This window comes from Micromonospora mirobrigensis (assembly GCF_900091555.1).
GTDB lineage: Bacteria > Actinomycetota > Actinomycetes > Mycobacteriales > Micromonosporaceae > Micromonospora > Micromonospora mirobrigensis.
Genome location: NZ_FMCX01000001.1, coordinates 1120284 through 1132037 on the forward strand (window position 1 = coordinate 1120284; position 11754 = coordinate 1132037).

An 11754-nucleotide genomic window follows, 5' to 3' on the forward strand; every position below is an offset into this window, starting at 1 on the left:
CCCTCTTAACACCTCGCAGCCCGGTCAGAGCGTGGCCGGGCTCCTCGCCTCCATCTCGGCGGCGGTGTCGGCGGCGGGCGCGGTGGGCTCCGCCCGGGTGCCGCTGCGTTCCGCGCCGATGCCGGCGGCGACCACGAAGGCGATCCCGGCCACCGCGGCCGGCCCGGGCACCTGCCCGAGCGCGAGCAGACCGACCAGCAGGGCGATCGCCGGTTCCAGGCTCATCAGGGTGCCGAACGCGGCGGCGGTGAGCCGGCGCAGCGCCAGCAGCTCCAACGCGAACGGGACGACCGGCAGCAGCACCGCCAGCCCGAGCCCGGCCAGCAGCACCGACCAGGTCAGGTCGCCGACCACCGACGGCCCGATGGCCACGGTGGCGACCACCCCGGCCACCGGCATGGAGACCGCCAGGCCGCGCAGCCCGGCGACCTCGTCGCCGACCCGCTGGGTGAGCAGGATGTACGCCGCCCAGCACAGCGCCGCGCCGAGGGCGTACCCGACGCCGACCGGGTCGACCCCGCCGTGCCAGGGCTCGGTGAGCAGCAGCACCCCGACCGCGGCGAGCGCCGCCCAGAGCCGGGCTCGGCCCCGCCCCCGGGCCACGGCGACGCCGAGCGGGCCGAGGAACTCCAGCGCGCTGGCCGTGCCGAGCGGCAGCCGGGCCACTGCGGCGATGAACAGGATGGTCACCGCGGCGGTCACCACGCCCAGCGCCAGGCAGGCGCGCAGGGCGGAGCGGGTGAAGGCCGACGGGCGGGGGCGGACCAGCACGGCCAGCAGCACGCCGGCCCAGGCCAGGCGCAGCCAGGCGGTGCCCTCGGGACCGACGGCGTCGAAGAGCCCGACCGAGGCGGCGAGGCCGAGTTGCACGCAGCTCATCGCGGCGACCGCCATGGCGGTGCCGGCGCGGGCCGAGGTGGTGACGGACATGCGCCCAGTAGAGCCCGCCCACACCGTTCGCGTCCACGTGTTAATGCTGGACGGAACGTTCAGCATTGCTGGACGATGGCGTCGTGGACCTCCGTCGCCTGCGCCTGCTGCGGGAACTCGCCCGGCTCGGCTCGATGCGTCAGGTCGCCGAGGAGCTGCACGTCACCACCTCGACCGTGTCCCAGCAGCTCGCCGTCCTGGCCCGGGAGGTCGGCGCCGAACTGATCGAGCCGGACGGCCGCCGGGTCCGGCTCACCCCGGCCGGGCGGCGGCTGGCCGCCCACGCGGTGACCATCCTCGCCGCCGTCGACGCCGCCCGGCTGGACCTGGACCCGGCGGCCGAACCGTCCGGCGAGGTCCGGGTCGCCGGCTTCGCGACCGCCGTACGCCGCTCACTGCTGCCGCTCACCGCCCGGCTCGCCGCCGACCGCCCGGGCGTGCGGCTGCGGATCCACGAGCACGAGCCCGCCGAGGCGTACGCGCTGCTCGGCACCGACGACGTCGACCTGGCCCTGGTCTACGACTACAACCTGGCGCCGACGCCGTTCGACTCCGCCGTCCAGGCCACCCCGCTCTGGTCGGCCGCCTGGCACCTCGGCGTGCCGAGCGGATCCACCGCTCCGACCGGGGACGCGGCGGCGGTCTTCGCCGGGTTCCGGGACGCGGACTGGATCGTCAACTCCCGGAACGTCGCCGACGAGGTGGTGGTCCGCACCATCGCCTCGATGGCCGGCTTCACCCCGCGGATCGCGCACCGCGCCGACAGCCTGGAGCTGGTGCAGGACCTGATCGTCGCCGGGCTCGGGGTGGGCCTGCTCCCCGCCGACCAGCTCACCCTCCCCGGCGTACGCCTGCTGCCGCTGACCGGCCCGGAGGCGCTGCTGCGCGCGTACGCCGTGGTCCGTCGTGGTCGCGCGGCCTGGCCGCCGCTGGCCCTCATCCTCGACCAACTCACGACCTGACCCGGTCGGGGTCCGCCCAGCCGGTCAGAGCATGGTCTGCGACTTGGCCTCCATGTCGGCGGCGGCTTCGGCCTTGGACTCCTTGGTCAGCGGCTTGCCGCCGGGGGCGGGGGCCTCGCCGCCGAGCGGGTCGGCACCGCCGGTGGCGCCCTGCGGGCCGGCGCCGCGCAGCTCCTTGTTCGGCAGGGCCAGGGTGACCAGCACGGCCAGGATCGCGACCAGCCCGGTGGTCAGGAAGACCAGGTGCAGCGACTCGACGAAGGCGGCCTGGATGGCGGCCCGGACCGGGCCGGGCAGGGCCATGATGCTGGCCGGGTCGTTGATCGAGATGTTGGTGCCGCCGGCGGCGGCCACCGCGGCCCGCTGCTCCGGCGGCAGCTGCCCGATCGCGGCCGGCAACCGGTCGGCCAGCTGGGCGGTGAGCTGCGACGACAGCACCGCACCGAGGATCGCCACGCCGAACGAGCCGCCCAGCGAGCGGAAGAAGGTCGCCGAGGAGGTGCCGGCACCCAGGTCCCGCACGTCCACCGCGTTCTGCACGGCCAGGATCAGCGACTGCATGCACAGCCCCAGCCCGACGCCGATCACCACCATGTAGCCGAACGCCGCCCAGAGCGAGGTCTGGACCTGGAGCTGCCGGAACAGCAGCATCCCGGCGACCAGCGTCGCCGAGCCGGCCACCGGGAACCACTTGTACCGGCCGATCCGGCTCATCGCCCGACCGGTCAGGATCGAGGTGACGATGATGCCGGCCATCATCGGCAGCATCAGCAGACCGCTGCGGGTCGGCGAGGCGCCCTTGACGATCTGGAGGTAGAGCGGGATGAAGATGATCGACCCGAACATCACCAGACCGAGCACGAAGCCCGCCGAGTTGGCCAGCGCGAAGGTGGCGCTGCGGAACAGCCGCAGCGGCAGGATCGGCTCGGCGACCCGGGCCTCCTGCGCCACGAAGAGCGCGCCGAGCAGCACCCCGGCCGCGAAGAGCCCGATGATCACCCCCGAGCCCCAGGCGTAGGAGTTGCCACCCCAGCTCAACGCGAGCAGCAGGCAGCTCACCGCGGCGACCAGCAGCCCCGCCCCCACCCAGTCGATGGCGTGCTCGCGCCGCTGGAACGGGATGAGCCGCATGACGTGGTAGCAGACCACGATCGCCAGGATCGCCAGCGGCACGTTGATGTAGAAGATCCACCGCCAGTTGGTCTCGGCGAAGTAGCCGCCCACCAGCGGCCCGGCCACCGACGACAACCCGAAGACCGCGCCGAAGAGCCCCTGGTAGCGGCCCCGCTCCCGGGGGGAGACCACGTCCGAGATGATGGTGAACGCCAGCGTCATCAGGCCACCCGCGCCCAGGCCCTGCACGCCCCGGGTGAGGATCAACTGGGTCATGTTCTGCGACAGCCCGGCCAGCAGCGAGCCGAGCAGGAACGTGCCGATCGAGAAGAGGAAGACCGGGCGGCGCCCGTACAGGTCGGCCATCTTGCCGTACAGCGGGGTCGAGGCGGTGGAGGCGAGCAGGTACGCGGTCACCACCCACGAGTAGTGGTTGATCCCGCCCAGCTCGCCGACGATGGTCGGCAACGCCGTACCCACGATGGTCTGGTCGAGGGCGGCGAGCAGCATGCCGGTCATCAGGCCGAACATCAGCAGGCGGATCTGGCGGGCGGTCAACACCGGGCGGCCGGGAGCTTCCGTGGTCATCCGGCCTTCTTTCCCGCACCCGGCGAATCATGCGCCCGGCTCGGGAAAACCCTCTGGCACCCGGGACTGGCCCTCTGTCGCACGCCGCTACGAGGGCCCGACGTGCGGCATCCCGGGCCGTCCGGAGCTGAGGACGGGCCGGGATGCCGCAGATCGGTCGCACCGAACCGCTCAGTGGCGGCCCTCGGCGAACTCCTCGACGATCTTGGCGCAGAAGGCCGGCAGGTCGTCCGGCTTCCGGCTGCTGACCAGGCCGTTGTCGGTGACGCACTCCTCGTCGACCCAGTTCGCGCCGGCGTTGGTCAGGTCGGTGCGCAGGCTGGGCCAGGAGGTCATCCGGCGACCCCGGACCACGTCCGCCTCGATCAGCGTCCACGGGCCGTGGCAGATCACCCCGACCGGCTTGCCGGCGTCGAAGAACGACCGGACGAACCGCACCGCCTCCTGGTCGGCCCGCAGGAAGTCCGGGTTCGCCACCCCGCCCGGCAGCACCAGGGCGTCGTACGCCCCGGCGTCCGCCTGCTCGGCGGTCACGTCCACGTCGTACGTCTTGGACTGGTCCAGGTGGTTGAAGGACTGGATCGTGCCGGGCTTCAGCGAGACCAGCTCGACCGCCGCCCCGGCCTGCTCCACCGCCTCGCGCGGCTGGACGTACTCGACCTCCTCGACGCCATCGGCTGCCAGGAAGGCGATCCGCTTGCCCTGTAGTTCGTTGGCCATGTCGTACTCCTCTCCGGGGTGATCCTGGAATCGTTCCCGGGGCGGTTTGCCCGAAACACGGCACGCGGGTGGGCGTCGCCACCTCACGACCCCGGTCGATGCGCGCAGGTTTGATCCGGACCGGCGCGGGGACCCGGAGGGGCATGGCAGGAGCAGCAGCAGCGGAACAGCGCCGGCTCGCGACCGTCGTGGAGAGCTGGCTGGAGCGTCCCGTCCTGGTGGTCGGGGACGCCATGCTCGACGAGTGGCGGTTCGCCGAGTCCGACCGGCTCTGCCGGGAGGCGCCCGCCCCGGTCCTCACCCTGCGCCGCCGGATCTCCGCCGCCGGCGGAGCCGCCAACACGGCGGTGAACGTCGCCGCGCTCGGCGGCCGGGCGGTGCTGGTGGCGCCGGTCGGCGCGGACGTGGCCGGCGACGAACTGCACGACTGTCTGGACCGGGCGGGCGTCTGGGACCGCACGGTGGGCCAGGAGGGCCGGCCCACGCCGGTCAAGCGCCGGATGCTCGCCGGCAACCAGATCCTGCTCCGGGAGGACTCCGGTGACCCCGACGACCCGCTGGACCCCGACGGGGTGGCCCGGCTGATCACCGCGCTGGAGTGCGCCACCGAGGAGCTGCGCGCCGCCGGCGGTGGCGCCGCACCCACCCTGGTGGTCTGCGACTACGGGCTGGGCGCGCTGCCGGAGATCGTCCGGGCCTGGCTGGTCGCCAACCGCGACCGGTACGCCACCGTCGCCCTGGACGCGCACGACCTGGCCGACTGGCACGGGCTCTCCCCGACCGTGGTCACCCCCAGTTTCGCCGAGGCCACCCGCCTGCTGGCCCGGGCCGCCGTCGGCTTCGGCAGCCCACCGCAGACCCGCCCGCACCTCGACCACGCCGACGCCGATCCGCCCGACGACGGCCCGTCCGAGCTGCTCGTCGGGGCGGCCCCGGGCGGCGCCGGGGAACGCTTCGTCCCCGACGCCGGCCGGTACGACCCGAACGGCCCCTGGGGCGCCGCCCCGGCGGGCGCTCCCACCGGCGAGCCGACGCCCGCGGAGAGCCGGGTGGCGATGACCGGGGACGGGCTCAGCGTCACCGGCACCGGCGTGACGGTGAACGCCGCCGCTGGGGACGGCGTGGACCGGGCCGTCCTGGCCGAGGCGCGGCTCGCCGAGCTGCGGGCGCACACCGGCGCGGACGTCGTCGCGGTCACCCTGGACACCGACGGCGCGGTGGTCGGCGGCGCGGAGGGCACGCCCCGGCGCAGCCACAGCACCCCGGTCCCGGCGAGCCACGCCGTGGGCGCCGGGGACGCGTACCTGGCGGCGATGACGCTGGCGCTGGCCGCCGACGCGGCGCTGCCGACCGCCGCGCAGCTGGCCCAGCTCGCCGCCACCGTCACCGTCTCCGACACCGGCACCTGCGTCTGCCGCCGGGAGGACCTGCTCACCGCCCTCGGCGACCCCACCGGCGACCCGGACGGTCCGGTGCTGGTCGACGCGGACGAGCTGGCCACGCTGGTCGCGGAGCACCGGGTGGCCGGCCGCTCGGTGGTCTTCACCAACGGCTGCTTCGACGTGCTGCACCCCGGCCACGTGCGCTACCTGGAACAGGCCCGTGCCCTCGGTGACCTGCTGGTGGTGGCGGTCAACTCCGACGGCAGCGTCCGCCGGCTCAAGGGCCCGGACCGGCCGGTCAACCCGGTCGAGGACCGGGTCACCCTGCTCGCCGCGCTCTCCTGCGTCGACCACGTGGTGGTCTTCGAGGAGGACTCGCCGGCCGCGCTGATCGAGGCCGTCCGCCCCGACGTGTACGTCAAGGGCGGCGACTACCCGCCGGAGATGGTGCCGGAGGCGCCGCTGGTGCGCCGGCTGGGCGGGCAGGTCCGCACCCTCGGGTACGTGCCGGACCGGTCCACCTCCGCGATCATCGACCGGATCCGCGCCGCCGCGCACGACGGCCCGCCGGCCACCGCCCGCGACGGGGTGGCCCGTGACGGTGCCGCCGCGCGGGACGGGGTGGCCGCGCGGGACCGTGCCGCCGCGCGGGACGGGGTGGCCGCCCGCGACGGGGTGGCCGCGCCGACGACGGGCAGGCGCCGACCGTGAACCGGCCGCTCGACCCGGGCAACCCGGATCTGTTCCGGGTCCCCCGGCTGCTGGACGTGCTGATCCCGACCCGCAACCGACCCGCCGAGCTGGCGGTCACCCTCTCCGGGCTGGCCGCCCAGGAGGACGTACCCGGCTTCGGGGTCGTGGTCAGCGACCAGTCCGACGGCGAGCCGGCGTGGGCCGCCCCGGCCGCGGCCACCATGGCCCGGGCGCTGCGCCACCGCGGCAACCCGGTGCTGCTGACCCGGCGGCTGCCCCGGCGCGGGCTGGCCGAGCACCGGGCCTACCTGCTGGCCGCCTCGGCCGCCCGGTACGTCCTCTGCCTCGACGACGACGTCTGGCTGGAGCCGGGGGCGCTGCGCCGGCTGGTCGACGGGATCCGCGAGCTGGGCTGCGGTTTCGTCGGAAACGCGGTGCACGGCCTGTCGTACGCCGACGACGTGCGCCCGGAGACCCACCGGCACTACGAGGAGTGGGACGGGCCGCCCGTCCCGGAGCGGGTCCGCCCCGGCACCCCGGAGTGGGACCGGTCCGTCATCCACCCGGCCGCGAACCTGCTGCACGTGACCGAGCGCCTCGACCTGGCGCCCGGGGAGTGGCGGGCGTACAAGGTCTCCTGGATCGGCGGCTGCGTGCTCTACGACCGGGCCAAGCTGGTCGACGTGGGCGGCTTCGACTTCTGGCGCCGGCTGCCCGAGCGGCACCAGGGCGAGGACGTGGCCGCCCAGCTCGCCGTCCTCGACCGGTACGGCGGCGCGGGCGTCGTGCCCAGCGGCGCGTACCACTTGGAGGCCCCGACCACGGTCACCGAGCGGGACGTCGAGGCGTGGCAGGTCGTCCTCACCGAGTTCGAGGTCGGCTGTTAAGAAGGGGCCCCTGCTATACCGCAGGCGTTAACAGGGGGCCCCTCCTTACACCTTGAGCAGGTCGTGGGCGGCCTCCAGCACCTCGACGACCGGGACGTCGGCGACGAACGAGTCGCGGTGTTCGCAGCCGTCGTCGCCGGGCCGGTGCGGATAGATGTCCCGGGTGCAGTCGACGCCGCAGACCGGACAGTTGGTGGTCCACGAGGCGATCGGCCGGTGCCGGGCGCGCAGCGGCGTCGCCCCGTTGATCAGGTTGCCCACCCAGTAGACGCCGACGGTGGCGGTGCCGACCGCGCCGGCCAGGTGCAGCGGCCCGGTGTCGTTGGAGATCACCAGCGCGCACCCCTGGTACGCGGCGGCCAGCCCGCCCAGGCCGAGCGTGCCGACCTCCGCTCGGACCGGCACCCCGGCCGAGGCGACCACCCGGTCGACCACCTCCCGCTCGGACGGGGTGCCGGTGACCAGCACCTCGTACCCGTCGCCGGTCAGCGCCCGGGCCACCTCCCCGAAGCGTTCGGGAGGCCAGCGGCGGCGGTTGTCGGTGGCGCCGGGGTGCAGCGCCACCCGGGGCCGGCCCGGCTCGCCGAGCACCCGCCGGGCCTCGGCGCGGTCGGTGTCGGTGACGGCCAGCGCCGGGATGACGGTGCTGGCCGGGGCGCCGACCAGGGCCACCGCCTCCAGGTAGCGGATCACCTCGTGCTGGTAGTAGACGTAGCGGATCCAGCGGTCCAGCGGCGGCGCGTCCTCGGCCCGCAGGCCGGCGGTGACCCGGGCGCCGAGGCCGGCGACCAGCGGGTTGGAGTTGGCGCCGCCGCCGTGCAGCTGGAGGGCCAGGTCGAAGCGTTCCGCCCGGGCCGCGGCCAGGAAGTCCTCCCGCGCGACCTCCGGCTCACCCGGGTCGGCGGCCCGGATGCCGGCCGCCGGGGGCACCACCAGCACCCGGTCCACCGGGCCGGGCCGGTCGCGTAGCAGCTTCGCGTGCCACGGCGCGCCGAGCAGCACGATCTCCGCCTCCGGGTACGCGGCCCGCAGCGAGTCCAGCGCGGGCAGCGTGAAGATGAAGTCGCCGAGGGCGTTGGCGCGCAGTACGGCGATCCGCTCGACGTCGGGCACGGGCTCGCCGACCGGCCCGAGCAGGGCGGGGTGCACCATGCGGATCAGGGCCGGTCGATCTCGCCGACGGTGGTGTCGGGGTGGTGCAACTCCCGGTCGGCGGCCGGGTCGGCGAGGGACGCCGACCCGCTCGTACGCGGGCCGGTGCGGCCGACGGTGATGGTGCGGGGGGCGGGGCGCTTCGCCCGGGGCAGGTGCACCCGGAGCAGGCCGTGGTCCATCACCGCGTCGATGGTGTCGGGGTCGACCCGGGACGGCAGGTCCACCCGGTACTCGAAGCCCCGGGTCTCGAAGCCGCCCGGGATGCCCTGGTCGGCGTTGACCTCCGCCTCCGAGCGGGCCCGTACGCACAGCTCCCGGTCGTCCAGCTCGACGGCGACCTCCTCCGGTGCCACGCCGGGCAGCCGGACCAGCACCTCCCAGCCGTCCGTGGTCTCGGCCAGCTCGACGTCCGGAGTCGACCCGCCGCGCCCGCCGACCAGCCGGCTCAGCTCGGAGCGCAGTGACTGCAACTCGCCCATCGGGTCCCAGCCCTGCTGCCGGCCCCGCCAGCCGCGGCCGGACCCGGCACCGCCCTGTTCCGTCATCGCATGTCTCCGATCCTCTGCTGTCCGGCGGCGTGGGGCCGCAGTGAGCTGGGCGCGTCCAGGTGCGCGTCGCGGTCCACGCCCACCCCGAGGCGGTCGACCAGCTCCCCGCCGAGCCAGGCGCTGACGCCGAGCAGCGCCAGGCCGACCACCTCGATGGCGATCAACGCGCCTCCGGCGGCCCGGGAGTCGGCGTTGAGCCGGACCGCCCAGACCGCGGCGAAGAGCAGGATCACCGCGAGGTTGGCGCCGGCGTGGGTGACCCCGACCCGCTTGGCGCGGGTGCCGGCCGGGATGGCCAGCAGGTCGAACGCGCCGGCCACCGCGGCGAGCAGGCCACCGATCAGGCCGACGGTGATGTTCCAGTACGCCACCTCGGCGAGGAAGTTCGGACCACCGGCGGTGTCGACGATGTCGAAGATGGTGGCGGTGACCAGGAGCGCCACCGGGAACATCACCAGCATCGGATGCACGGGGTGGCCCAGCACCTTGAGTCGGCTCTCCATCGCGGGCCTCCACGGGTCGCGTCCGGCGCGCTGCGTGTGAGGCGGTACCCGAGCGGTTCGTGGGCAAACCTCGCGTTCGACGCGCTCTCCTAGGCTGATGCCGGCGGCTCGCCGGCACGGCCGGCTCCGCCACCATGGTCAACGGTCGGGGGAGGTTCACGTGACGGAAGAGATCAGGTCGCACGAGGAGCTGCGCGAGCTGTTGGGGCCGCCGATGCCCCGGGTGCTGGCCAAGGACCGGGTGGTGCTGCACGAGCGGGACCGGCAGTGGCTGGCCGCCTCGCCGCTCTGCCTGGTCGCCACGGCCGGTGCGGACGGCAGCTGCGACGTCTCACCCAAGGGTGACCCGGCCGGCTTCGTCCAGGTGTTGGACGACAGCACCATCGCCATTCCGGAGCGGCCGGGCAACCGGCGCGCGGACGGCTATCGCAACATTCTCGACAACCCGCACGTCGGGCTGGTCTTCCTGATCCCCGGGCGCACCGACACGCTGCGGATCAACGGCCGGGCCCGGCTGCTGCGCGACGCGCCCTGGTTCGACCGGATGGTCGTCAAGGGACACCGCCCGGTGCTGGCCGTCGAGGTCACCGTCGAGCAGATCTTCTACCACTGCGCGAAGGCGTTCCTCCGCTCGGAGCTGTGGCAGCCGGAGACCTGGCAGCCGGACGCGCTGCCGAGCCGCGCGAAACTGATCAAGGAGGTGGAGGCGCCCGCCGACACCCTCGCCGACCTGGAGCGACACTACGGTCCGGGCTACCTCGGCACGCTCTACCGCTGAGTCCTCATCCGGCGGTCGGGCGTTTCAGCCGGCGGCTCTGGGTACAGATGTGGTCGTAATCGGCCCGTCCCGCGTCCTGACGCGGCACCCCCCCCGAACCCCGGGGCCGAGGAAGGAATGACGACACATGGCGACGAAGAGCGGCTCGACCACGACCAAGAACCCGCCCGGCAACCAGACGCCGAACACGCCCGACATCGACGAGAGCGAGATCGCCAAGCTCAAGGTCGACGAACTTCGGGAGCGGCTGCGCAGCCGCGGCGTCTCCGGAACCCGCGACATGCACCACGAAGACCTGGTCAAGACGCTGGTCAAGAGCCTCAAGGACGAGCACGCCGGCAAGGGCGCCTCGACGTCGAGCAGCGCCTCGGCGTCGAGCAGCGCCTCCAAGTCGAGCAGCGCCTCCAAGTCGAGCAGCGCCTCCAAGTCGAGCAGCGCCTCCAAGTCGAGCGGCGCCTCGACGTCGACCGGCGGCGGCGCGCGTACCGGGTCGCACACCTCCAGCTCGGTGAAGTACTCGCAGGAGATCACCTCCACCGACGACCAGCCGGAGCGCCCCGGCCGCAGCCTGGTCACCACCGATCACGACGTGATCCGGCAGTGGGCCGAGGCGCGCAAGGGCGTGCCGTGCACCGTGGAGGGCAGCGAGCACGACGGGCACGTCGGCGTGCTGCGCCTGGACTTCCCGGCCAACGGCCGGGAGAGCCGGCTCACCGAGATCAGCTGGGACGAGTGGTTCCGCGCCTTCGACGCGCGCCGGCTGAACTTCATCTTCCAGGAGGAGCGCTCCGACGGGCGGCAGAGCAACTTCTTCCGGCTGGAGAGCCCGGACCGCGAGGACGGCTGAGGCGTACGCCCGCCCACCGCCCCCGAAGGCCCAGGTCAGCGCGTTGACCTGGGCCTTCGGCGTGTCCGGTGCCGTTTTCTGGTCCTTTTCGGTCGTTCGGGTTTGCTCCGCCGGACGCGGGTACGAATTTCTCCGACGAGGACGGCTCTGGCACCCCCGCGAGAGCGGTTCGACTGACGAGGGAGGAAGTTCGCGATGACCACGAAGGTCGAGAAGTCCATCGAGGTGCAGGTCCCGGTCAGCACCGCCTACAACCAGTGGACGCAGTTCGAGGAGTTCCCCCGCTTCATGGGCGGCGTCAAGGAGGTCCGCCAGCTCGACGACAAGCGGCTGCACTGGGTGGCCCAGATCGGCGGCGTGAAGCGTGAGTGGGACGCGCGGATCCTGGAGCAGGTGCCGGACACGAAGGTCGCCTGGGCGGCCACCGAGGGCGCCACCAACGCCGGCGCCGTCTACTTCGAGCCGCTCGGCCCGGGCCGCACCGCGGTGCGGCTGCACCTGGAGTACGAGCCCGAGGGCCTGGTCGAGAAGGCCGGCGACGCGTTGAACATCGTCGAGAAGCAGGCCGAGTCGGACCTGGAGAAGTTCCGGTCGTACATCGAGGGCCAGGGCTCCGAGAGCGGCGCGTGGCGCGGCTCGGTCAACGAC

11 protein-coding genes and 1 pseudogene are annotated in these 11754 nt (G+C 73.9%); 6 read left to right on the plus strand and 6 right to left on the minus strand.

Annotation, left to right across the window (positions count from 1 at the left end; translation table 11 throughout):
- Positions 1-24 precede the first annotated feature (24 nt).
- Positions 25-930, minus strand: coding sequence for an EamA family transporter (locus GA0070564_RS05270; protein WP_218104875.1), 906 nt, complete (start codon positions 928-930; stop codon positions 25-27).
- Positions 931-1013: 83 nt separating this feature from the next.
- On the opposite strand from GA0070564_RS05270, the gene GA0070564_RS05275 reads away from it, so the two are divergent.
- Entirely contained in the window at positions 1014-1892 is an 879-nt protein-coding gene (locus GA0070564_RS05275) for a LysR family transcriptional regulator (protein WP_091603227.1), read from the plus strand.
- A 24-nt stretch (positions 1893-1916) separates the two neighbouring features.
- Here GA0070564_RS05275 and GA0070564_RS05280 read toward each other — a convergent pair whose 3' ends face one another.
- Together GA0070564_RS05280 and GA0070564_RS05285 are read right to left on the minus strand one after the other, a co-directional pair.
- Positions 1917-3593 carry an MDR family MFS transporter gene (locus tag GA0070564_RS05280; RefSeq protein ID WP_091603230.1) on the minus strand — a complete coding sequence of 559 codons (1677 nt, stop codon included), beginning with the start codon at positions 3591-3593 and terminating at the stop codon, positions 1917-1919.
- A 171-nt stretch (positions 3594-3764) separates the two neighbouring features.
- Positions 3765-4313, minus strand: a complete 549-nt coding sequence (locus GA0070564_RS05285; RefSeq protein WP_091603233.1) for a type 1 glutamine amidotransferase domain-containing protein — start codon at positions 4311-4313, stop codon at positions 3765-3767.
- Positions 4314-4456: 143 nt separating this feature from the next.
- Between GA0070564_RS05285 and rfaE2 the strand changes: the two genes are divergently transcribed.
- Positions 4457-6406 (plus strand): D-glycero-beta-D-manno-heptose 1-phosphate adenylyltransferase, encoded by a 1950-nt coding sequence (gene rfaE2, locus GA0070564_RS05290; protein ID WP_091603236.1) that lies wholly within the window; start codon positions 4457-4459, stop codon positions 6404-6406.
- Entirely contained in the window at positions 6403-7275 is an 873-nt protein-coding gene (locus GA0070564_RS05295) for a glycosyltransferase family 2 protein (protein ID WP_091603240.1), read from the plus strand. Before rfaE2 ends, GA0070564_RS05295 begins: the two co-directional genes overlap by 4 nt.
- Before the next feature lie 45 nt (positions 7276-7320).
- Here GA0070564_RS05295 and GA0070564_RS05300 read toward each other — a convergent pair whose 3' ends face one another.
- The 3 genes from GA0070564_RS05300 to GA0070564_RS05310 are packed head-to-tail and all read right to left on the minus strand — an operon-like array spanning position 7321 to position 9481.
- A complete protein-coding gene (locus GA0070564_RS05300) occupies positions 7321-8427 on the minus strand; it encodes a glycosyltransferase family 9 protein (protein ID WP_091603243.1) in 1107 nt (368 codons plus the stop codon).
- A 5-nt stretch (positions 8428-8432) separates the two neighbouring features.
- On the minus strand, positions 8433-8975 hold the full coding sequence (locus GA0070564_RS05305; protein WP_091603246.1) for an Hsp20/alpha crystallin family protein: 543 nt from the start codon (positions 8973-8975) through the stop codon (positions 8433-8435).
- Positions 8972-9481 carry a DUF2231 domain-containing protein gene (locus GA0070564_RS05310; protein ID WP_091603249.1) on the minus strand — a complete coding sequence of 170 codons (510 nt, stop codon included), beginning with the start codon at positions 9479-9481 and terminating at the stop codon, positions 8972-8974. Before GA0070564_RS05310 ends, GA0070564_RS05305 begins: the two co-directional genes overlap by 4 nt.
- A 160-nt stretch (positions 9482-9641) precedes the next feature.
- Between GA0070564_RS05310 and GA0070564_RS05315 the strand changes: the two genes are divergently transcribed.
- The 3 genes and pseudogenes from GA0070564_RS05315 to GA0070564_RS29770 form a co-directional block, all read left to right on the plus strand.
- The gene (locus tag GA0070564_RS05315; RefSeq protein WP_176730545.1) at positions 9642-10259 is read left to right on the plus strand and encodes a pyridoxamine 5'-phosphate oxidase family protein; all 618 of its coding nucleotides are present in this window, start codon (positions 9642-9644) and stop codon (positions 10257-10259) included.
- Positions 10260-10386: 127 nt separating this feature from the next.
- Positions 10387-11106 carry an SAP domain-containing protein gene (locus GA0070564_RS05320; RefSeq protein ID WP_091603255.1) on the plus strand — a complete coding sequence of 240 codons (720 nt, stop codon included), beginning with the start codon at positions 10387-10389 and terminating at the stop codon, positions 11104-11106.
- Positions 11107-11301: 195 nt separating this feature from the next.
- A pseudogene (locus tag GA0070564_RS29770) lies at positions 11302-11751 on the plus strand (SRPBCC family protein); the annotation flags it as partial.
- Between the last annotated feature and the right edge of the window lie 3 nt (positions 11752-11754).